Source organism: Streptococcus bouchesdurhonensis (assembly GCF_948472335.1).
On record NZ_CAOKTW010000020.1, the window covers coordinates 1 to 20,121 of the forward strand.

Annotated in this window: 23 protein-coding genes and 1 pseudogene; 5 read left to right on the top strand and 19 right to left on the bottom strand. The window is 42.4% G+C overall.

The genetic code is table 11. The annotated features are described in order from the left end of the window. The 3 genes and pseudogenes from QMQ21_RS18305 to QMQ21_RS18315 all read left to right on the top strand — a co-directional run. Positions 1–114: pseudogene (locus QMQ21_RS18305) on the top strand (glutamine amidotransferase); the annotation flags it as partial. Positions 115–241: 127 nt separating this feature from the next. Continuing rightward, on the top strand, positions 242–1,324 hold the full coding sequence (locus QMQ21_RS18310) for a M24 family metallopeptidase (RefSeq protein ID WP_261034854.1): 1,083 nt from the start codon (positions 242–244) through the stop codon (positions 1,322–1,324). A gap of 17 nt (positions 1,325–1,341) precedes the next feature. Then, positions 1,342–1,548 (top strand): hypothetical protein, encoded by a 207-nt coding sequence (locus QMQ21_RS18315; protein ID WP_261018932.1) that lies wholly within the window; start codon positions 1,342–1,344, stop codon positions 1,546–1,548. Positions 1,549–1,625: 77 nt separating this feature from the next. On the opposite strand, the gene QMQ21_RS18320 is transcribed toward QMQ21_RS18315, so the two are convergent. From QMQ21_RS18320 to QMQ21_RS18355, 8 genes are all read right to left on the bottom strand, one after another. Beyond that, complete coding sequence (locus tag QMQ21_RS18320; protein ID WP_000814989.1) at positions 1,626–2,087, bottom strand: ECF transporter S component; 462 nt, start codon at positions 2,085–2,087, stop codon at positions 1,626–1,628. Next, positions 2,065–2,838 carry a bifunctional hydroxymethylpyrimidine kinase/phosphomethylpyrimidine kinase gene (locus tag QMQ21_RS18325; RefSeq protein WP_000794766.1) on the bottom strand — a complete coding sequence of 258 codons (774 nt, stop codon included), beginning with the start codon at positions 2,836–2,838 and terminating at the stop codon, positions 2,065–2,067. The genes QMQ21_RS18320 and QMQ21_RS18325 overlap by 23 nt, the downstream gene beginning before the upstream one ends. Next, positions 2,828–3,577, bottom strand: a complete 750-nt coding sequence (gene truA / locus QMQ21_RS18330; RefSeq protein WP_261814937.1) for a tRNA pseudouridine(38-40) synthase TruA — start codon at positions 3,575–3,577, stop codon at positions 2,828–2,830. The genes QMQ21_RS18325 and truA overlap by 11 nt, the downstream gene beginning before the upstream one ends. A 99-nt stretch (positions 3,578–3,676) precedes the next feature. Then, complete coding sequence (locus QMQ21_RS18335) at positions 3,677–4,828, bottom strand: MFS transporter (RefSeq protein ID WP_153198730.1); 1,152 nt, start codon at positions 4,826–4,828, stop codon at positions 3,677–3,679. A gap of 125 nt (positions 4,829–4,953) precedes the next feature. Beyond that, complete coding sequence (locus QMQ21_RS18340; protein WP_261814938.1) at positions 4,954–5,583, bottom strand: Pr6Pr family membrane protein; 630 nt, start codon at positions 5,581–5,583, stop codon at positions 4,954–4,956. Positions 5,584–5,585: 2 nt separating this feature from the next. Beyond that, positions 5,586–5,924, bottom strand: coding sequence for a zinc ribbon domain-containing protein YjdM (locus QMQ21_RS18345; protein WP_001061596.1), 339 nt, complete (start codon positions 5,922–5,924; stop codon positions 5,586–5,588). Positions 5,925–6,054: 130 nt separating this feature from the next. Beyond that, complete coding sequence (cmk, locus tag QMQ21_RS18350; protein WP_045611216.1) at positions 6,055–6,726, bottom strand: (d)CMP kinase; 672 nt, start codon at positions 6,724–6,726, stop codon at positions 6,055–6,057. A gap of 9 nt (positions 6,727–6,735) precedes the next feature. Beyond that, positions 6,736–7,227: an SAG1386/EF1546 family surface-associated protein gene (locus QMQ21_RS18355; RefSeq protein ID WP_023946238.1), complete on the bottom strand. Its 492-nt coding sequence runs from the start codon at positions 7,225–7,227 to the stop codon at positions 6,736–6,738. 45 nt (positions 7,228–7,272) lie between these two features. On the opposite strand from QMQ21_RS18355, the gene QMQ21_RS18360 reads away from it, so the two are divergent. Then, positions 7,273–7,470 carry a ferredoxin gene (locus QMQ21_RS18360; RefSeq protein WP_024057475.1) on the top strand — a complete coding sequence of 66 codons (198 nt, stop codon included), beginning with the start codon at positions 7,273–7,275 and terminating at the stop codon, positions 7,468–7,470. Between the two features lie 57 nt (positions 7,471–7,527). Here the strand turns inward: QMQ21_RS18360 and QMQ21_RS18365 are convergent, their stop codons facing one another. The 6 genes from QMQ21_RS18365 to QMQ21_RS18390 all read right to left on the bottom strand — a co-directional run bounded on the left by QMQ21_RS18365 (position 7,528) and on the right by QMQ21_RS18390 (position 14,635). Beyond that, positions 7,528–8,493: a glycosyltransferase family 2 protein gene (locus tag QMQ21_RS18365; RefSeq protein WP_284525522.1), complete on the bottom strand. Its 966-nt coding sequence runs from the start codon at positions 8,491–8,493 to the stop codon at positions 7,528–7,530. Between the two features lies 1 nt (position 8,494). Then, positions 8,495–9,514 carry a UDP-glucose 4-epimerase GalE gene (gene galE, locus QMQ21_RS18370; RefSeq protein WP_045605967.1) on the bottom strand — a complete coding sequence of 340 codons (1,020 nt, stop codon included), beginning with the start codon at positions 9,512–9,514 and terminating at the stop codon, positions 8,495–8,497. Positions 9,515–9,616: 102 nt separating this feature from the next. Next, entirely contained in the window at positions 9,617–10,720 is a 1,104-nt protein-coding gene (locus tag QMQ21_RS18375; RefSeq protein ID WP_203213396.1) for an NAD(P)/FAD-dependent oxidoreductase, read from the bottom strand. Between the two features lie 16 nt (positions 10,721–10,736). Then, a complete protein-coding gene (locus tag QMQ21_RS18380) occupies positions 10,737–11,534 on the bottom strand; it encodes a Nif3-like dinuclear metal center hexameric protein (protein ID WP_261814940.1) in 798 nt (265 codons plus the stop codon). Beyond that, positions 11,521–12,198: a tRNA (adenine(22)-N(1))-methyltransferase gene (locus tag QMQ21_RS18385; protein WP_261814941.1), complete on the bottom strand. Its 678-nt coding sequence runs from the start codon at positions 12,196–12,198 to the stop codon at positions 11,521–11,523. The genes QMQ21_RS18380 and QMQ21_RS18385 overlap by 14 nt, the downstream gene beginning before the upstream one ends. A gap of 100 nt (positions 12,199–12,298) precedes the next feature. Continuing rightward, positions 12,299–14,635, bottom strand: a complete 2,337-nt coding sequence (locus QMQ21_RS18390; protein ID WP_261814942.1) for a cation-translocating P-type ATPase — start codon at positions 14,633–14,635, stop codon at positions 12,299–12,301. Between the two features lie 132 nt (positions 14,636–14,767). Here QMQ21_RS18390 and QMQ21_RS18395 point away from each other — a divergent pair, with 132 nt between their 5' ends. Next, the gene (locus tag QMQ21_RS18395) at positions 14,768–15,517 is read left to right on the top strand and encodes a lysophospholipid acyltransferase family protein (protein ID WP_261099466.1); all 750 of its coding nucleotides are present in this window, start codon (positions 14,768–14,770) and stop codon (positions 15,515–15,517) included. A gap of 43 nt (positions 15,518–15,560) precedes the next feature. Here the strand turns inward: QMQ21_RS18395 and QMQ21_RS18400 are convergent, their stop codons facing one another. From QMQ21_RS18400 to rpsO, 5 genes are all read right to left on the bottom strand, one after another. Next, the gene (locus QMQ21_RS18400) at positions 15,561–16,253 is read right to left on the bottom strand and encodes an alpha/beta hydrolase-fold protein (protein ID WP_261814943.1); all 693 of its coding nucleotides are present in this window, start codon (positions 16,251–16,253) and stop codon (positions 15,561–15,563) included. Then, positions 16,234–17,244, bottom strand: coding sequence for an ABC transporter substrate-binding protein (locus tag QMQ21_RS18405; RefSeq protein WP_261814944.1), 1,011 nt, complete (start codon positions 17,242–17,244; stop codon positions 16,234–16,236). Before QMQ21_RS18405 ends, QMQ21_RS18400 begins: the two co-directional genes overlap by 20 nt. 19 nt (positions 17,245–17,263) lie before the next feature. Continuing rightward, positions 17,264–18,019 carry an ABC transporter ATP-binding protein gene (locus QMQ21_RS18410; protein ID WP_229294624.1) on the bottom strand — a complete coding sequence of 252 codons (756 nt, stop codon included), beginning with the start codon at positions 18,017–18,019 and terminating at the stop codon, positions 17,264–17,266. A gap of 1 nt (position 18,020) precedes the next feature. Next, entirely contained in the window at positions 18,021–19,067 is a 1,047-nt protein-coding gene (locus tag QMQ21_RS18415) for a FecCD family ABC transporter permease (protein ID WP_084954332.1), read from the bottom strand. A 608-nt stretch (positions 19,068–19,675) separates the two neighbouring features. After that, the gene (rpsO, locus tag QMQ21_RS18420) at positions 19,676–19,945 is read right to left on the bottom strand and encodes a 30S ribosomal protein S15 (protein ID WP_001018251.1); all 270 of its coding nucleotides are present in this window, start codon (positions 19,943–19,945) and stop codon (positions 19,676–19,678) included. Positions 19,946–20,121 lie beyond the last annotated feature (176 nt).

Genomic DNA, 20,121 nt, shown 5'->3' on the forward strand with positions numbered 1-20,121 from the left:
GCCCTCAAGAAGAAATATGGTCAGGACATCCAACTCCCTGCCTATGAAGATATTCTCAGCCAAGAAATCGCTGAAGAATACAGTGATGTCAAAAGCAAGGCTGACTTTTCTTAAACAAAGTGAAACTATATCAAAGAACTCCGTTATCTTGTCGGAGTTCTTTTTGTCTGTTCTTTTACCCTTCTCCCTTGCATTTTCTCTCTTTTTTTGCCAAAATAGAGGGGTAGAAAGAAGGTAGCATATGTCTAAATTACAACAAATCGTAACATATCTTGAATCAGAAAAACTAGACGTCGCTGTCGTATCTGACCCCGTCACAATCAATTACCTCACTGGCTTTTACAGTGATCCCCATGAGCGCCAAATGTTCCTTTTTGTCCTAGCAGATCAGGAACCCCTCCTCTTTGTCCCAGCCCTTGAGGTGGAACGTGCAAGCAGCACTGTTTCCTTCCCAGTTGTGGGCTATGTGGATTCTGAAAATCCATGGCAAAAAATGAAACATGCTCTTCCACAACTTGACTTCAAACGTGTCGCTGTTGAGTTTGACAATCTCATCTTGACCAAATATCATGGCTTGAAAATAGTCTTTGAAACTGCTGAGTTTGAAAACCTCACTCCCCGTATCCAACGCATGCGCCTCATCAAATCAGCTGACGAAGTGCAAAAAATGATGGTTGCAGGTCTCTATGCGGACAAGGCTGTAAAAGTTGGCTTTGACAATATTTCTCTTGATAAGACAGAGACAGATATCATCGCCCAAATCGACTTTGCCATGAAACGTGAAGGCTATGAAATGAGTTTTGATACCATGGTCTTGACTGGTAATAACGCTGCAAATCCACACGGTATTCCAGCAGCTAATAAGGTTGAAAATGATGCTCTTCTCCTCTTTGACCTCGGTGTTCTGGTCAACGGCTATGCGTCAGATATGACTCGTACGGTCGCTGTCGGCAAACCAGACCAATTCAAGAAAGACATTTATAACTTGACTCTTGAAGCCCAACAAGCTGCTCTTGACTTTATCAAGCCAGGGGTGACTGCCCATGAAGTGGATCGCGCTGCTCGTGAGGTCATCGAAAAAGCTGGTTACGGCGAGTACTTCAACCACCGTCTCGGTCACGGTATCGGTATGGATGTCCACGAATTCCCATCTATCATGGAAGGAAACGACATGGTCATCGAAGAAGGCATGTGCTTCTCTGTTGAACCAGGTATCTATATCCCTGGTAAAGTCGGTGTTCGTATTGAAGACTGCGGTGTTGTTACCAAGGATGGCTTCGACCTCTTTACAAGCACCAGCAAAGACTTGCTTTATTTTGATTAATATTCATCTAATACTCAATGAAAATCAAAAAGCAAACTAGGAAGCTAGCCGCAGGTTGCTCAAAACACTGTTTTGAGGTTGTAGATGGAACTGATGAAGTCAGCTTAAAACACTGTTTTGAGGTTGTGGATAGAACTGACGAAGTCAGTAACCATATCTACGGCAAGGCGATGTTGACGCGGTTTGAAGAGATTTTAGAAGAGTATAAAATCTTCCCACAATAAAACGCATAGTATCAAGGTTTTTCAACACCTGAATACTATGCGTTTTTCTTATTTGAAAGACTTTTGACTCAGCCTCTTTACTTAATCTTCTTGATACTTTGGCTAAGAATAAATCCTACAATCATCCCTACCATATTTTGCATGAAATTTGGTAGAATTTCTGGTAGGGCTGCAGCCCAGCCATTCATCAATGTAGAACCCAAGGCGTAACCCCCTACCATGGCAATCGTTGCTAAGATAAGGCCTAACCACTGAGTTTTTCCTTTAAATCCTGCGAAAAATCCCTGCAAGCCATGGTTGACCAAGCTAAAGAACATCCACTGAGGATAGCCTGATAAGAGGTCAATCAAGAAACCTGCTAGTCCTCCTACTACAGCCCCTTCACGACTACCAAAGTAGAAGGCCGTAAAGAAGACACCCGCATCTAAAAGAGTTAAAATGCCTGTCGGTGTTGGAATTTTTAAGAAATAACCTAGAACCACAGAGAGGGCGGTTAAGAGGGATACAAGGGCGATTTTAGTTGTTTTGGTTTGCTTCATATTGTCTTACTCCATACTGATCTGCTTGTGCAATAGAACGATAAACGAAATCCTTAGAGCTTTCTACTGCTGGTAAAAGTTCATCACCTTTAACCAAGTGACTGGCAATGCTAGAGGCAAAGGTACAACCTGCACCAGCATTTTGCCCTTGAATGACAGGATTTTCTAGGACTGTAAAGTTTTGTCCATCATAAAAGACATCTACAGCCTTGTCCTGACTAAGGCGATTGCCTCCCTTGATAATGACTGCTGGCGCTCCTAATTCATGCAATTTCTGCGCTGCAGCTTTCATGTCTTCCAAGGTTTTGATTTCCTGACCAGTCAATAATTCTGCTTCAGGAAGATTAGGCGTAATCACACTGACATAAGGGAAAAAGCGAATCAACTCTTGACAGAGTTCACTTACAGCTACGTCGTGTGTTTCCTTGCAGACCAAGACAGGGTCCAGAACCACAGGCACTCCTGGGCATTGCTTGATAAAGTCCAAGGCCTTCTCAGCCACACTGACAGTTGGTAGAAGACCAATCTTAATCCCCCCAAACTCCACATCACGCAAGCTATCTAATTCATGTTGAAAAATGGTATCGTCAGTTGGAAAGACTTCAAAGCCCTTTTCCGTCAAGGCTGTCAAACAAGTCACTGCTACAAAGCCATGCAAGCCGTTCAAGGTATAAGTAGCCAAATCAGCTGACAAACCACCACCACTAAAAATATCATTTCCAGAAAGTGCTAAAATACGATTATTCTTCATAACGAATCTCCTTTAAATATAAACCATTTGGTGCTGCAGTGGGACCTGCAAGCTGCCTGTCCTTTTTCTCCAAGATGAGGTCAATCTGCTCTACTGGCATGCGGTTATTGCCGATTTTAAGCAGTGTCCCCACCATATTACGAATCTGCTTATACAAGAAACCATTTCCTGAAAAGGTAAAGGTCAAAAACTGGCCTGTCTCATCAACCCTAAGACTAGCTTCTGTGATGGTGCGAACCTTATCCTCTACACTAGTCCCAGAGGCTGTAAAGCCGGTGAAATCATGGGTTCCCTCTAATTTTTTGATAGCCTCCCGCATCCGTTCCACATCAAGCGGATAAGGAAAGTGGGTGGCATAGTGACGGCGCATAGGATTTTTGGGACGTCCTCTATCCACGATAAACTCATAGGTCTTGCTATGCTTGGCATAACGGCAATGAAAATCATCCGCCACAAGCTCAATCGAAATCACATCAATATCTTCAGGAGACTGGGTGTCCAAAGCAAAACGGAGCTTCTCCTCATCCATCTGATAAGGTAGATCAAAATGAATAACCTGTCCCAGAGCATGAACCCCACTATCTGTCCTACCAGCACCGTGAACAGTAATGGCTTGCCCTTTATTTAACCTGGTCAAGGTTTTTTCAATTTCTTCCTGAACGCTACGCGCATGAGACTGGCGCTGAAAACCAGCAAAGGCGTAACCATCATAGGAAATAGTTGCTTTATATCTCGTCATAACTTCTATTTTATCAAGAAAATAATCTGTAAACAAGGGTCTAAAACAAATATTGTATGGGTACAAAATTCACAAAAAGAAAAACTTAGGAAACCAATCCTAAGCTCTCTTTTGAAGTAGGTACATGACAAAGATAGAGGTTACAATCAACCATGAGCCTAAAATGGCAAAGACCAACATGCCATTGTGAGTTAGTAAGCCAATTGCACCTAGAACGAATGGAGTCGTAAAGGCTCCGAAACTACAGCCTAAAACTGCAAATGAAGTTGCTTGATTGAGGAGTTTAGCTGGAATTCGTTCAGAGACAAGTTGAAAGACCGTCGTCAAGGCTACACTATAGGCAAAACCAGCCAGAATACTCCCTGCCACTACCACCCACAAGGATGGAGACAAGGCAATCACAATTTGCCCTAAGCCAAAGGTAATACCAGACCAGAGGAGCAGTTTCTCTTTAAAGATAGAAATCAAGAAAGAGAAACTCACACCAGCCACAATCCCAATTAACTGCATGACACTAAGAACAAAACTAGATAACTGGGCATCTCCCAGTCCTCTTTCCACCATCAAACTTGGAATACGAATAGTAATAGCCGTATTGGTACAAACTACAACTGCCGCTTCGATAGCTAGGATAAAAATCAAGCCCTTCATTTCCCGAGTTAAGCGACTTGCTTCCTTCGATTTTTTCTTAACTTCTTTCTTCTCTTTTCCATAAGGAACAAAGAGCAAATAAAGGATCAGCACCAAAAATCCAGCACTATAGGCTAGGAAGGTAGCTGTCCAACCAAAGGACAACAACTGACCGACTGCCAAGGTAATGAGAGAAGCTCCTACTACCTCTGCAGAGCCACGTAGCCCCAACATCTGAATCCGCGTTTTGCCTTGATAACGTTCACTGATAATCGAAATAGCCTTGGCATTGATCATCCCAACACCCAAACCAAAAAGAATCCGTGTTCCAAAGACAAAAGGATAGGCTTGGTACCAAAAAGGAGCCGTTCCACTCAGTGATAAAATTAACAAGCCCAAACTAATCTGTAAGCGCTCAGGAAATATTTTTTCTAGGAAACCATTTAATAGCAACATAATCATGATTCCAAAGGAAGGCAAGCTAGCCAAGAGCTCAATTTGTTCCTTAGGATAACCTTGATAATAGTCAAACATGGCTGGCAGGGCACTCGAGATGGAAAAGGAGGTAATCAAAACGAGGGAGAGAGCCAAAATACTGGCCCGTTCTAAAAATTGTTTCATGAAATCTCTTTCTATATTTTCTCTTAATCTTCTACTCTTTTGATACTTATCAAACAAGCAAGAAAAGAAGAAGCCTCTTTGGTGTATAGACTCCTTCTTAAACTCGAAAATGAATCCCTTGTGTCTTAGGATGATTTTCTCTTGATTTGCTTAATAAAGTAGAAGATAAATCCTGCTACCATATAGGCAACAAAGATAATCAGACACCACTTGAACACGACATCCCACCCCTTGTTCACATTCAAAAAGAAGTAAGGGAAGGGACTGACCTTAGAATTAGGAACATCAAGCTTCAGTACCAAGCCATTAAAAAGAGCAAAAATCATATAAAACAAGGGTAAAATCGTCCACACAACTGGATCCCAAATCTTGTATTGACCCTGTTTGTCAAAAAAGAGGGTATCTGCTAAAAACCAGAGGGGAACGATATAGTGGCAAAGGAAATTTTCTAGAGTATAGAAATTAGTCGCAATAGGCGCTAAAAGGAAATGGTAAATCACACAGGTAATCATGATACTCATGGTGACCCCACCTTTTAAGCGCAAGAGACTTGGTCTTTGCCAGTTTTCACCTAAACGGCTCATAACCTTTAGGAGATAGAGCGTAAAAATCGCGACTAAAAGGTTGGACAGAACCGTATAATAGAGTAACATCCCAAATCCACCATGCTTGGCGATTTCAAGATAAACTCCCGTAAAAGCCGCTAGAAACAAGAAGATACGGCTATAAAATACAAGTTTATAGTGTTTTGACATGCTTAAATTTTCTTCACAAACTCTGATTTGAGTTTCATGGCACCGAAGCCATCGATTTTACAGTCGATATTGTGGTCGCCTTCTACGATGCGGATATTCTTCACGCGCGTCCCTTGTTTCAAATCTTTTGGCGCACCTTTTACTTTTAAGTCCTTGATGAGAGTTACTGTATCACCGTCAGCCAATTTATTCCCGTTGGCATCGATAGCAACAAGACCCTCTTCTACATCTGCAACTTCAGCAGGATTCCACTCATAAGCACACTCTGGGCAAACCAGTAGGGCACCGTCTTCGTAGACATACTCTGAGTTACATTTTGGGCAATTTGGTAGGTTGTTCATGGTTTCTCCTTATCATCATTCACTATTCTTTGAAAATCAAAATTTCTCGAACAGCAACTATTATACCTTAAAATCAGCATTTTGACAAATATAGAAAAAAACCGATATCAATCTATCGGCTTTTCTACATCTACATTCTTTTTTTAGCTTCTGCTTTGATTTTTTCAACTACTTCTTGAATGTTCAAGCCAGTTGTATCAAGGTAGACAGCATCCTCTGCTTGTTTGAGAGGCGAAGTCTCACGATGACTATCCTTGTAGTCACGCGCAGCAATTTCCTCTTTTAGAGTTTCAAGGTCTGTTTCAATTCCCTTGGCAATATTTTCCTTGTAACGGCGCTCTGCTCTTTCATCTACCGAAGCTACTAGGAAAATTTTCAATTCTGCTTGTGGCAATACAACAGTCCCAATATCGCGACCATCCATGACAATACCGCCTTGCTGGGCAATCTCTTGTTGGAGAGAAACTAGTTTCTCACGCACTTCAGGAATTGCTGCGATGGCAGAAACATGATTGGTCACTTCATTTTCACGGATAGGATGGGTAATATCCACATCTCCTACAAAGACAAGCTGTTCTCCAGTTTCTGAGCGCCCGAAACTGATTGGATGCTGGTCCAATAAGTCTAAGAGTTCTTCAACTTGTTCAACTTCTAATTGGTTCTTGAGAGCCATGTAGGTCGCTGCACGATACATAGCACCTGTATCTAGGTAGGTGAATCCAAAATCCTTGGCAATAATCTTTGCGACCGTACTCTTGCCACTTGAAGCTGGACCATCGATAGCAATTTGAATCGTCTTCATTTATGACTCCTATCTAGTCTTAATCACATCTCCAGGATTAGCAAACCAAGATCCTGTAGCCATATGGCCAGGATTCAAAGCTTCTAACTGAGCAATCGAGATTCCTGCACGAGCGGCAATGGCGGCTTCTCCTTCTCCAGCCATAACTTTTGTAGTTCCTTCTGGATCATTTGGATGTTCTGAGCTACTAGATGACTCTTCTACCTTCTCCTCTGAACTAGAAGATGCCTGCTCTGAACTACTACTAGAAGTAGAAGAAACTTGCTCTACTTTTGTATCTGAATCGTGAAAATCTTTCAAGGCTGCTGTGCGATTACTCCCACCCGATGAAAGATAGATAAGAACAATAATCATCACGACTACAATCACAAAGAAAATACTTGCTAAAATAGTCAAGATACGATTAGCCAGCACTCCTCCACCTTGTTCTCTCTTACGACGTTCTGATCTTGTTTCTTCTTGATTCTCATAAATATCTTCTTGCCACGGTTCTTTTGCCATACCTTACTCCTTGTTTTTTTTTACTTTTCTTATTACAATATAAATATGAAAATCACACTTATACCTGAACGCTGCATTGCCTGTGGTCTTTGCCAAACTTATTCTGAATTATTTGATTACCACGATAATGGAATCGTGCGTTTTTACGATGACCCTGACCAACTAGAAAAAGAAATTTCTCCTAGTCAGGACGTCATAGAAGCTGTTAGAAACTGTCCGACACGTGCCTTGATTAAAGATTAACTCTAATATCAACAAGAACGTTCCACTCCTTCTAGTTTAGCATATTTCCATTCAAAATTATAGTCTTTTCTCTTTATTTTTTTCTGTAAAATCAGGAAGGTCACTTTTTTCTTTGACGAGATAAAGTGGTCTTTTTTTAGTCTCTAGATAAATCTTACTGATATACTTGCCGAGAATCCCAATGGTCAAGAGTTGAATCCCACCAAGGAAGAGTATAACAGCCATCAGAGAGGTCCAACCTGATGTCGGATTGCCCAAAATGAGAGTCCGAACTACAACAAAAAAGGTCATAAGTAGAGAAATAAAACAAGATAGGAGACCTGCCACAAAGGCTATAATCAAGGGAAAATCTGAAAAGTTAACAATCCCTTCAATGGAGTAGAAAAAGAGTTGCCTAAAACTCCAACTGGTATTGCCAGCCTGCCTTTCGACATTTGGATAGTCCAGATAGTGGATTTTAAAGCCGACCCAGGCAAAGAGTCCCTTCGAAAAGCGATTGGACTCAGTCAAGCTTAAAATGGCATCCACTACAGATTTTCTCATAATGCGAAAATCACGGACACCTGAGGGCAAGGCTACTGGGCTAATTTTTTGCATAAGGCGGTAAAAGAGATCAGCACATAAACTACGAAAGAAGGGTTCTCCCTCCCGACTAGTTCTGCGTGTACCAACACAGTCCAAGTCTGCATTCTGGTCTAGTAAATTTTTCATCTCAAGCAACATACTCGGAGGATCCTGGAGGTCTGCATCCATCACCACCACTAAATCTCCTGTCGCATATTGTAATCCTGCATAGAGAGCTGCTTCTTTGCCAAAATTTCGAGAGAAAGAAATATAATGAACTGCCGGATTTTGCTCCCGATAGGACTTTAAGAGTTCCAAAGTCCCATCACTTGATCCATCGTCGACAAAGACATACTCAATTTCTGTTTCCAAATCTGGAAGTAAAGCTTCCAAAGCCTGATAAAAAAGAGGAAGTACTTCCTCTTCGTTTAAACAGGGGACAATGATTGACATCACCATCTTAGTCTTCAAATCCATTTGGATGCTTGCTTTGCCAACGCCATGCGTCTTCACACATTTGGGTGATGCCTAATTCTGCTTCCCAGCCGAGTTCTGCTTTGGCTTTTGCAGGATCTGAATAGCAGGCTGCGATATCCCCTGGGCGACGGTCTACGATACGGTAAGGAATTGGACGTCCCACCGCTTTTTCCATGTTTTGGATAATTTCAAGAACTGAGTAGCCTTTACCTGTTCCAAGGTTATAAACGTTTAGGCCTGAACCTTTTTGGATTTTTTTCAGAGCTGCGACGTGACCTTTAGCCAAATCGACAACGTGGATATAGTCACGAACACCAGTTCCGTCTTCCGTATCGTAATCGTCTCCAAACACTTGCACTTGCTCTAATTTTCCAACGGCTACTTGAGTCACATATGGCAAGAGATTGTTTGGAATACCGTTTGGATTTTCTCCCAAATCTCCGCTCTCATGAGCTCCGATTGGGTTGAAATAACGAAGTAAGACCACATTCCATTCTGAGTCCGCCTTATAGATATCGGTCAAAATTTCCTCTAGCATAAGCTTAGTACGGCCGTATGGATTGGTCACTGAAAGTGGGAAATCTTCCAAAATTGGCACTGTATGAGGATCTCCGTAAACTGTCGCAGAAGAACTGAAAATAATGTTTTTACAGTTGTTTTCTTCCATGACCTTCAAAAGACTAACAGTTCCAGCGATATTGTTGTCATAGTAGGCAAGAGGAATACGGGTAGATTCACCGACAGCCTTCAAGCCAGCAAAGTGAATGACACCAGTTGGTTCTTCTTGTTTGAAAATGTCACGAAGAGTATCTGTATCACGGATATCTGCCTCATAGAAAGGCACTTCAACTCCTGTAATTTTCTCAACAACTTCTAAACTTTTTCTGTTACTATTCACAAGGTTATCCACCACAACAACCTGATGACCTGCTTGGATTAACTCAATAACAGTGTGGGTTCCGATAAAACCTGCTCCACCCGTTACCAAAATCTTTTCTTGCATCTTTTTTCCTCGATTCTCGGATTATTTTTTCTTATTTTACCATTTTTGATAGGGAATGTCATTTGCCATCCTAGAGGGTAGGATAAAATTTCAGTAAAATGCTTATTCGCTTTTTACCCGTTTGACATAGTTTTCAATTGGGTAGTTTAGAGGGTCCAAGGTCAACTCCTTGTCTTGGATCAGTTGAGCTAGATGGTAACCAATGATAGGACCAGTTGTGAGGCCTGAGGAACCTAGTCCACTAGCAGCATAGACACCTGATAAGCCAGGTACTTGTCCAAAGAAAGGAGAGAAATCACTGGTATAGGCACGGATTCCCACACGCTCAGCTCTTGAAGTCGCTACTGCCAAGACTGGATAGTGAGGCAAGGCTGCCTCCTCCATTTGTTGGAGTAAGGTTTCATCTACCGTCAAATCAAATCCCATATCATTTTCATGGGTAGCGCCTAGGGATAATTTCCCACCTGCAAAAGGAATCAAATCCCACTCCCCTTCTGGCATAACAACAGGGTAAGCTTCCATGTCTTGGGCAAGTTGATAATCTCGGAGTTGCCCCTTTTGGGGACGAACATCTACTTCATAACCTAAAGGCTCTAACAGATGTCCCAACCAAGCTCCCATCGCCAAAATAACCTGATCAAACACCTCTTCGTCAATCTGGTAACCTGATGCTAAAGGTATCAGAGTCACTTTTTCTTTGACCAGCTTGACGTGACTGGCTTCCAGCAAACGAGTCACTAAAAGTTGGCCATCTACTCTCGCTCCACCAGAAGCATAGAGCAGGTGATCAAATTCCTGCAAGCCAGGGAATAATTCATTAGCTGATGCTGAGTCCAGAATGGCTAATTGCCCTATCAAAGGAGATTCTTCTCTACGCTGGAGGGCTAGTTGATAGAGTTCTTCCAACTTAGTTTCATCCTTTTTCAGGAGAAAGACTCCCGAACGCTGGTAAAAGTCGATTTCTTGTCCTGACTTCTCTAAATCTGCTAATAAATCCACATAAAAGTCAGCCCCCAAGCGCGCCATTTTGTACCAGGCCTTATTGCGGCGTTTGGAAAACCAGGGGCTGATAATTCCTGCTGCGGCCTTAGTAGCCTGACCTTGTCCATGATCAAAGACTGTTACTTCTAGATCACTTTCTTTCGAGAGGTAGTAGGCAGCTGTTGCACCTACAATCCCTGCTCCAATAATGGCAACTTTTTTCATTGTCTTCACCTTCTAACTAGATATGGTGGAAAGGATTGGTCGATGCTTGACTAGGTAAGATATCAATAGTCCAGCCTTTTTCCTCTTTCCATTGATTAAGAAGCTCTGCAATTTTTTCTACAAAAAGCACTTCGATATAGTGACCTGGGTCCAAGGCTAGCAAGCCATCAGACAGCATATCCTGAGCAGTGTGGTAGTAAATATCACCAGTGATATAAACATCTGCCCCCTTTGCCAAAGCATCCTTATAGAAAGACTGCCCGCTACCACCACAGATGGCCACTCTTGAAATAGGCTTCTGCAAATCTCTCTCTTGATAATGCACCAATCGAAGGCTATCTAAACCAAAGACTTGCTTGACATGCTGGGCTAATTCTCCAAAGGTCTGAGGCTGAATATTCCCAATACGTCCAATTCCACGTTCAGGACCTGTTTCCTGCAGATAAGTTGTCTCCTCGATTCCTAGCATCTGACAGAACCAGTCATTGAGACCATTTTCAACGATGTCAATATTGGTATGGCTGACATAAACTGCGATGTCATGCTTTATCAAATCAATGTAAATCTGATTTTGTGGACGGCTAGCTACCAAATCCTTGATGGGACGGAAAATCGGCGCATGCTTGACAATAATCAAGTCTACACCCTTTTCAATGGCTTCAACCACCGTTTCTTCACGAATATCGAGAGCCACCATGACCCTTTGGATATCCTTGTCTAAAGTACCAATTTGCAGACCACGACTGTCTCCCTCCATGGAAAATTCCTGAGGGCAAAAGGCTTCATACGCATTAATCACTTCACTTGCTAACATGGAGAACCTCCTTGATGGCTTGAATTTTATCTACTAGAACTTGACGTTCTTCCAGATTTTTTTCTGGGATTTGTCCGAGGGCAAACTCTAGCTTAACAGCTTCTTTTTGCCATTTTTGGACAAAGACTGGACTGACCTCTTTGGACAAGAAGGGACCAAAGCGAACATCACTAGCTGATAGCTTCATTTGTCCTGCTTCCACCACCAAAATCTCGTAAAACTTGCCAGCCTCTTCTAAGATACTTTCAGCTACAATCTGAAATTCGTTCTCTTGTAGCCAGATACGCAAGTCGTCTTCACGATTATTGGGTTGGAGGATCAATCGTTCTACATTAGCTAACTTGTCCAAGCCTTCTTCTAAAATCCTAGCAATCAAACGACCACCCATACCAGCAATGGTAATGACAGACACTTGGTCTGCCTCTTCAAAGGCTGCCAAGCCATTTGCTAAACGGACTTGGATTTTCTCCTTTAACCCGTGACTTTCAACATTTTTAACCGCGGACTGGTAGGGACCTTCTACAACCTCACCTGCAATGGCACTTTTGATTTGTCCTCTTTCGACCAACTCGATAGGCAGATAAGCATGGTCACTCCCCACATCTAGTAAAATGGCTCCCTGTGGCACAAAGGAAGCCACTAATTCTAATCTCTTTGAAATCATCTTCTCTCACTTTCCAAACTCTATTACCTCTTATTATACCACATTTCAGCTGGCAATCTTGTACCTAAAAAGACCGCAATCCACAGATTGCAGCCTTTCTTTATTTTCTAGCTTGGTAGCGACTGGTCAAAATGAAAATCACGGTAAAGACCAACATCATGACACCATAAACAGGTAATGTTTGTCCTGTTAAGGTTGAAATTTCAAGTAGTTTTTGAATTCTTGGGAAGAGAGCTGTAGCTAGGAAGCCTCCTACTGACCAAACAATCAAGAGGACACGCCATAGGGTAAATGGCATGCAGGCTCTAAATACGGATAAGAAACCAATTGACCCCAAGAGATAATAGAGTAGAGTTGAGATTTCTAACTCAGACCAACCTTGGCTACTTCCAAATATTTTCACAAAAAGAACGCTGAACACAACCATGAGAGCACTTGGTAGAGCACGAAGCATGGATCTTCTGAGGAAGTTTGGCTCAACAGGTTTGATATTTCGCTCAAAAGTCAGAACGAATGGTGGGAAACCTTCCACGAACTGGTCAATCATGGTAATCTGGATCGGAATGAAAGGGAAGATCAAGATCCACTCAGATCGTCCCAGAAGAGCACTGGCGATACAGATAACTGCGAGCAAGAAAGAATAGATGGTCTTTATCAAGAAAATCGGGGCGATATGGGCAATGTTATTGACCACGCGACGACCTTCAAAGAGAATCTCAGGAACATCATTAAAGTCTGAGTTCAAGAGAACCAGATTGGCAATCTGACGCGTCGCCGGATCCCCTTCCGCCATCACGATAGAACAATCCGCCTCACGAAGGGCGAGAATATCATTGACTCCGTCTCCTGTCATAGCTGTTGTATGCCCCGCTTTTTTCAGTGTTTGGATAATGAGTTTCTTTTGATGAGGGGAAACACGTCCGAAAATAGCTGTCTCCTCAGCCATAGTAATCAATTCCTCATCCGTGATTTTCGAGCAATCTACATAGCTATGATAGTCCGCAAAACCAGCCTTCTGGGCAATACTGGACACCGTAACTGGATTGTCACCAGAGATGATCTTGAGACCCACTTCCTGAGAACGGAGATAGTCCAACGTCTCTGCTGCTCCCTCTCGAATCGGATCCAAGATTTCCAGCAGGGCCAGAGCCTGAATATCAGATGGTTTCTGTGGCTTGTGATGGTCTAATTTCTCCTGACTGAGTGCCAAGACCAAGACACGTGATCCTCTCTCTAGAGCCTCTCTGGCTTCTGGGACCTCAGAAGCCAGCAACATCTCAGGCGCCCCTAAAAAAACTGTCCCCAAACCTTCTAACTCTATGGCTCCCCACTTGCGGTCGCTAGAGAAGGGAAGATTGGAAAGCATAGGATAGGCTACCTGACCTTGGAAACGCTGGCGAATAGCTTGAGCTGTTGGATTCTTATCCTCACTGTGGGCCATGTAGCTGGCCAAAATGCTGGCAATAGTCTCTTCACCATAAGTTGCCGTCAGTGGAAGAACAGCCTCCACCTGCATCTTTCCTTGGGTGATGGTGCCCGTCTTGTCCAAACAGAGCATATCCACGCGTGCCAAGGTCTCAACAGAGTACATCTCCTGCACCAAGACCTTTTTCAAGCCCAACTTAATCACCGCAGTCAAAAGCGAAGTAATGGTCAAAAGGGCAATTCCCTTAGGTAACATCCCCAGAAGGGCTGTCGACGAATTTACAACGGACGACTTAAGAGGCAAGCCTTTTAAAAGCAAGGCTTCTAGTAAGAGAGCCAGACCAAAAGGAATGATAATCTTCCCAGTAAAACCAGCTAGCCTGTCCAACGATTTCATGATACGAGAGTTGATTGGTTTAACGGTCTTGGCTTCCAGCATGAGTTTGGCAGCATAGTTATCAGATCCAACATGGTGAACTTGAGCTAAAACTGCCCCACTGGCTAAGAAACTTCCTGACAAAAGCAAGCCATCCACTTCCTTTTGCACCAAATCACTTTCCCCCGTCAACATGGCTTCATTGACTTCCGCAAAGCCTTCCAAAACCAAGGCATCACTGGGAATCTGCTCTCCTGCAGACAAACGAATGACATCTCCTAACATCAATTCTTCAGGATTCAGAGCCACTTCTTGGCCATCACGAATAGTCTTGACCTTTTCCTTGGTCATGAGATTGAGCTTGTCCACCATGTGTTTAGCCCGCAGCTCGGTCACAATCCCAGAAAAAGCGTTAAAGCAGATAACAGCAAAAAAGACCAAATTGCTCCAAGCCTGCACAAAGGCAAGGGCCAAAGCAATGGCAAAGTTCAAAGCGTTAAAAAGGGTAAAGACATTTCGTTTAACGATTTGCCAAGTGCTAGTACTGGCCGATGCAGTAAAATCATTGACCAAGCCCTTAGCCTGTCTTTCCTTGACATCTCTTTGGGTTAATCCCATAATCTTATTTTTATCCATAAATTCTATTATATCATTTTTTTTAACAGAATTCTAATCTCACCCCAAATATGCACCTAGTCAAGGGAAAAGTTTGCCAGCCCTCCTTTGATAAGGTATAATAATAACAAGAAAATAATCGAAGGAGATCGCATGTTTTATACTTATTTACGTGGATTGGTTGTCTTGCTCCTATGGTCCATCAATGGCAATGCCCACTATCATAATACTGATAAAATTCCTAATCAAGATGAAAATTATATTTTGGTTGCGCCTCACCGCACTTGGTGGGATCCAGTTTACATGGCCTTTGCGACCAAGCCAAAACAATTTATCTTTATGGCCAAAAAAGAACTCTTTGCCAACCGTATATTTGGTTGGTGGATTCGTATGTGCGGTGCTTTTCCTATCGACCGTGAAAATCCTAGCGCCTCAGCCATCAAATACCCTATCAATGTTCTCAAAAAAAGTGATCGCTCTCTCATCATGTTTCCAAGTGGGAGCCGTCACTCAAACGATGTAAAAGGTGGCGTAGCTCTGATTGCCAAAATGGCCAAGGTCCGTATCATGCCGGTTACCTACACAGGTCCCATGACCTTGAAAGGATTGGTTAGCCGTGAGCGTGTCGATATGAACTTTGGAAATCCCATCGATATCTCAGATATCAAGAAAATGAATGATGAAGGCATTGAAACAGTCGCCAATCGCATTCAAGCAGAATTCCAACGTTTGGACCAAGAAACGAAACAATGGCACAATGATAAAAAACCAAACCCACTCTGGTGGTTTATCCGCATCCCTGCTCTCATCCTTGCCATTATCCTCGCTATCCTAACCATCATCTTTAGCTTTATCGCAAGCTTCGTCTGGAATCCAGATAAAAAGAGAGAAAACCTTGGTTAAATAAATACAACAATCCCTTGGCAAAAGCCAAGGGATAATTCTTTTACTTAATTTTCCATTTTTGGGCCAACCAGCTGGAAAAAGCTAAAAATCGCTCAACTACTTGTTCATGGTGTCCATAAGGATCAAAGACAAACTGACAGTTCGGATACCATTTCTGAAGACTGGTATGGATCTGCTCAGCATAGACTGGTGCTTGAGCCAGACGATTAGTATGATGAGCTCCTTCTGTTTGACCGTTCTGTAAATACAGCAAACAGTCTAGATTTTTCACTGTCTCTGCCTTGCAGTAAGTCACAAAATCAGGATACCAAAAGGAACCGCAGATGGAAAAGACACAGGAAACCTTGTCAAAGCTGAAAAGACTGTAGACTGCCGCCAAACCACCGAGTGAGTAGCCTCCATAAGCAAGGCGAGTTTCGTCCAGGCGATAAAGTGACTGCAACTTGTCTAAAAGACCTCCAAACAAATGATCATGATAGACCTTGGCCTGACCTCCAAAATCTGGAGCTCCATCTCTCAGAGCCGATGTCGCCCAGGGAGTATAGTCGTCTAAGCGATTTTTAGAGGTCAAACCCACCAAAATCACAGATTCGGAAAGGGACGATAGGAAATCCAAGTTTCCATCATTCAATAAAATAGCCGGATAGGTTTGATTGGGGTCGTAGTTAGAAGGAAGGCTGATTTTGACTTGAATTCCTTCCCAATCAAACTCATTATTTATTGATAAATTCATTGATTTTCTCAAGGGAATCAATCACTGCTGTACCATAGTCCATCAATTCATCGTAAGAGATAGTCATGATTTTTTGATTCTTAATAGCAGGAACACCTTCCAAAACAGCATTTGCCTTCATCAACTCTACTGCTTTTTCATCCAATTTTTTATTGCGGTCGCTGGTTACATAGATAATCAATTCAGGATCCATTGACACGAGATTTTCCAAGGTCAAGCCTGATGTCCCCGTAGCAACGTTTGTATAACCAAGTTGGTTCAGCAAACTCTCTTGCAAAGCAGACTTGTAGGCACCGAAGGTTTGATCATTATATGCAACCATAATCAAAGCCTTTTTCTTTTCACCTTGGCTTGCTGGATTTGCTTTCTTAACAGCATCAATTTTAGTTTGTAATTGTGCTGCGTATTCATTAGCCTTGTCCTGAACATTAAAAATCATTCCAAGATTTTTGACATCTTCTACGATATTCCCCAAATCTTGCTGAATTGTTGAGAGAGAAGCTTTTTGTGTATAAACTGGGATTTTATTTTCATTCCAAGTGCTAACTGTCCCCAAGGACTTTTCAGAAAACATCATGTTTCGACCCATCACAGCGTCCGGCTCATAAGAAAGGACTGTCTCTTGTGAGACTGTTTTTTTATCCCCAATTTGAGGAATCGTCGCAATCGCGTCCTTGTATTTGTCCGTCACAGCATTATCAGGATTAAGCATGCCAGCAATTTTATCCTTCAACCCCAACTCCAATAAGATTTCAGTGGTTGAAAGATTGTTAGTGATAACTTTTTCAGGTGCCTTGTCAAAGACTTGTTCGACTTCATTCCCTTTCGCGTCATAGGTTTTGACCGTTAGTGGATAAGTCGTCTCTGCGTTAGCCTTTTGACTTGTCTCTGTGCTAGATTGTGTGGTAGCTTTTTCTGTACTAGTGTTGCCACAAGCTGCCATAGTTAGGGTAGCTACTGTTACGAGTAAAATGCTTAGTGTTTTTTTCATCTTGTTTTCCTTTTCATTCTTATAAATAGTGAATCATAGCTTGCTGATCCTCGGTCCAAGTCACCTGACTTTGAACTCCGTATACAGTTTGCAATGACTCAGGGGTGATGGTCTCCTTTGGAGTCCCTTGGTAAAGGATTTCTCCCTCTTTCATCAGATAGAGATAATCCGAATAGCGACAAGCAAGTTGAATATCATGTAGGACAGCTAGAACATTGACCTTGAGATTCTTCACAATGGCCAACAAGTCTAGCTGATACTTGATATCCAAGTGATTGGTTGGTTCGTCCAGGAGCAAGAGAGTCGGTTCTTGCGCCAAGGCTCGGGCTAACAAAACTCGCTGTTTCTCTCCCCCTGACAGAGACGAATAGAGACGAGTTTTCTTCTCGAGCATATCCACCTTAACGAGGGCATCTTGAACGAGAGTAAAATCCCTTTCCCTTTCCTTCTGTAAAAAAGAGAGGTGGGGAGTTCTTCCCAGCAAGACGATTTCTTCAACTGTACAATCAAACTGCAGTTGGTTAAACTGGGTCACAACTGCCATTTGCTTGGCTGTTTCTTTGAGTGACCAATGATCCAGCGGCTTTCCATCTAGGCTTATCAAGCCTTTGTCCGCCTTTTCCTGACGATAGAGGAGTTTAAGCAAGCTGGTTTTTCCGCTTCCATTTGGTCCTAATATCGTGTGAAATTGATTCCCCTCAACCTTAAGAGAGACTCCTTTGAGGATTTTTTTCTCTCCTAGTCCAAAATGGATATCCTGACAAATCAAGTCCATATCAGACCCTCACCTCCCTTCGCCTACCTCCAACAATATAGATAAAGAAGGGAGCACCTACTAAGGCTGTGAAAATACCAATAGGAAGCTCTGCGTTTGGAATGATGATACGAGAGAGTACGTCTGCCCAGATGACAAAGAGGGAACCCATCAAGGTTGCAACAGGAAAAAGCCTCTTGTAATTCGTTCCTACTAACCCTCGAGCTAAATGTGGAGTAATCAGACCGACAAATCCAATAATCCCACAGGTTGCCACTAAGACTGCTGTCAGCACAGCCACCATGGTCACATAAAGATACCAATAAAAGCGTAAGGGAATCCCCAAAGTTAAAGCAGCCTCATCTCCCATCATCATCGCATTGAAAACACGATACTGAGTAGAGAAAAATAGAAAGGCCATTCCTACTATTATAGTTGGCAGGACCAAGTCTGCCCAGGTAGTCCCAGCAAGCGAGCCCATGGTCCAAAACTTAATGGTCATCACACTGTCCGCATTAGCACCAACTGAGATAATAAAGTTTGAAAAAGCCAGAAAGAGAGCATTGACCACCGTTCCTGATAAAATCAGACTAGAAGTCGTCATCCTTCCCTGCATAGAGGCAATGATGAGGACAGAAATTGTTGCCAAAATAGCTCCAAGAAAAGCTCCAAGGCTAATCATCACTTTTAAACCAAGAATGATGCTCAAAGTTGCCCCTAGAGTTGCACCCGCAGATATTCCTAAGACATAAGGCTCAGCGATGGGATTGTTCACTGTGGACTGCATCACGCTACCACACATAGAAAGGCCTGCTCCCACTATCAGACCTAACAATACTCGGGGAAATCTCATGTTCCATACAATGACAAGAGTGGACTTGGAAACCTCTCCTATCTCAAGAGGAAATCCTAATCTGCTCAAAATAATCCGATAGGTATCTCCTAGATCAATTGCAACAGATCCCATTGAAACTGCTAGAAAGAGAGAAATCCCTAAAGTAGCTAGCAAAATAACTAAAAGTAACACAAATTGCTGGTCTTGTCGGCTTCCAGAAAATTTGGAAAGCATGCAAACCTCCTATGATAGAATCTTAAAAATTTAGAAAATTCTCATGAAAAAGTATACCATATTTTCAACTGCGTAACAAGATGAGAACAAATGAATATAGTTGGTTTTATTGTGCTAGGAACCGTAACCGAAGATTAAACTTGAGTATGTCGAGGTAAGGTGACAACATAAAAAGCCCTCTGAAGTCAGAGAGCTGATTTGAGCTCGGGCTAAAATCCTAGTGAAAAAGATGGAACTCCTTGTGTTCATCGAACACGGTGTCGTTTCCCTATTTTCATACGGATTTCTTACGCCCTTAGCATCATGATTCTTGCTGGATAAACCGTTTATAGACTAGGCGAAGATTGTACAAAAAACTTTAGTGAAACAAAAATATCTCCCCGAAGGGAGAGAATCTGGTTTATTTTACCTTACAGTGCTAGGAACCGTAACCAAAGATAATACTTGAGTATACCAAGGTAAGTTGATAACATAAAAAAGCCCTCTGAAGTCAGAGAGCTCCAGTCTTGCTGGATAAACCGTTTATAGACTAGGCGACGAGGCGAAGGTTGTACTAATGGTACATCGAGCCGAAGCCAACGAAGTATAGAAACGGTTTAGACGCAAGATTAACGACGAAGTCCTAGAGAGTTGATCAACTCACGGTAACGGTTAACGTCGTTTTTACGCAAGTATGCAAGCAAGTTACGACGGCGACCGATTTTTTTCATCAATCCACGGTAAGTAGCGTGGTCTTTTTTGTGTTGTTTGATGTGTTCGTTAAGGTGGTTGATTTCCCAAGTAAGGACAGCAACTTGAACCTCTACTGAACCTGTATCACCTTCGTGACGTGCATATTGTGCGATGATTTCATTTTTTTTCTCTTTTGAGATTGCCATGATGTTTCTCCTTTTTATTTGGCTTCATCCGAGTGACAGGTTGGCATGCCTGTAACCAAGAAGAAGTTATTTGTCTTTACGACAATCCCTATTCTACCAATAACTAACTTCTTTGTCAACAGATTTACTTTCTTGTTTTAAACATGCTATAATAATCATAGCAAGAGATTTAAGTT

Bases quoted from the DNA above. Each gene is read 5' to 3' on its own strand.
- QMQ21_RS18310 (WP_261034854.1), top strand. From the start codon at position 242: ATGTCTAAATTACAACAAATCGTAACATATCTTGAATCAGAAAAACTA.
- QMQ21_RS18315 (WP_261018932.1), top strand. From the start codon at position 1,342: ATGAAAATCAAAAAGCAAACTAGGAAGCTAGCCGCAGGTTGCTCAAAA.
- QMQ21_RS18320 (WP_000814989.1), bottom strand. From the start codon at position 2,087: ATGAAGCAAACCAAAACAACTAAAATCGCCCTTGTATCCCTCTTAACC.
- QMQ21_RS18325 (WP_000794766.1), bottom strand. From the start codon at position 2,838: ATGAAGAATAATCGTATTTTAGCACTTTCTGGAAATGATATTTTTAGT.
- truA (WP_261814937.1), bottom strand. From the start codon at position 3,577: ATGACGAGATATAAAGCAACTATTTCCTATGATGGTTACGCCTTTGCT.
- QMQ21_RS18335 (WP_153198730.1), bottom strand. From the start codon at position 4,828: ATGAAACAATTTTTAGAACGGGCCAGTATTTTGGCTCTCTCCCTCGTT.
- QMQ21_RS18340 (WP_261814938.1), bottom strand. From the start codon at position 5,583: ATGTCAAAACACTATAAACTTGTATTTTATAGCCGTATCTTCTTGTTT.
- QMQ21_RS18345 (WP_001061596.1), bottom strand. From the start codon at position 5,924: ATGAACAACCTACCAAATTGCCCAAAATGTAACTCAGAGTATGTCTAC.
- cmk (WP_045611216.1), bottom strand. From the start codon at position 6,726: ATGAAGACGATTCAAATTGCTATCGATGGTCCAGCTTCAAGTGGCAAG.
- QMQ21_RS18355 (WP_023946238.1), bottom strand. From the start codon at position 7,227: ATGGCAAAAGAACCGTGGCAAGAAGATATTTATGAGAATCAAGAAGAA.
- QMQ21_RS18360 (WP_024057475.1), top strand. From the start codon at position 7,273: ATGAAAATCACACTTATACCTGAACGCTGCATTGCCTGTGGTCTTTGC.
- QMQ21_RS18365 (WP_284525522.1), bottom strand. From the start codon at position 8,493: ATGGTGATGTCAATCATTGTCCCCTGTTTAAACGAAGAGGAAGTACTT.
- galE (WP_045605967.1), bottom strand. From the start codon at position 9,514: ATGCAAGAAAAGATTTTGGTAACGGGTGGAGCAGGTTTTATCGGAACC.
- QMQ21_RS18375 (WP_203213396.1), bottom strand. From the start codon at position 10,720: ATGAAAAAAGTTGCCATTATTGGAGCAGGGATTGTAGGTGCAACAGCT.
- QMQ21_RS18380 (WP_261814940.1), bottom strand. From the start codon at position 11,534: ATGTTAGCAAGTGAAGTGATTAATGCGTATGAAGCCTTTTGCCCTCAG.
- QMQ21_RS18385 (WP_261814941.1), bottom strand. From the start codon at position 12,198: ATGATTTCAAAGAGATTAGAATTAGTGGCTTCCTTTGTGCCACAGGGA.
- QMQ21_RS18390 (WP_261814942.1), bottom strand. From the start codon at position 14,635: ATGGATAAAAATAAGATTATGGGATTAACCCAAAGAGATGTCAAGGAA.
- QMQ21_RS18395 (WP_261099466.1), top strand. From the start codon at position 14,768: ATGTTTTATACTTATTTACGTGGATTGGTTGTCTTGCTCCTATGGTCC.
- QMQ21_RS18400 (WP_261814943.1), bottom strand. From the start codon at position 16,253: ATGAATTTATCAATAAATAATGAGTTTGATTGGGAAGGAATTCAAGTC.
- QMQ21_RS18405 (WP_261814944.1), bottom strand. From the start codon at position 17,244: ATGAAAAAAACACTAAGCATTTTACTCGTAACAGTAGCTACCCTAACT.
- QMQ21_RS18410 (WP_229294624.1), bottom strand. From the start codon at position 18,019: ATGGACTTGATTTGTCAGGATATCCATTTTGGACTAGGAGAGAAAAAA.
- QMQ21_RS18415 (WP_084954332.1), bottom strand. From the start codon at position 19,067: ATGCTTTCCAAATTTTCTGGAAGCCGACAAGACCAGCAATTTGTGTTA.
- rpsO (WP_001018251.1), bottom strand. From the start codon at position 19,945: ATGGCAATCTCAAAAGAGAAAAAAAATGAAATCATCGCACAATATGCA.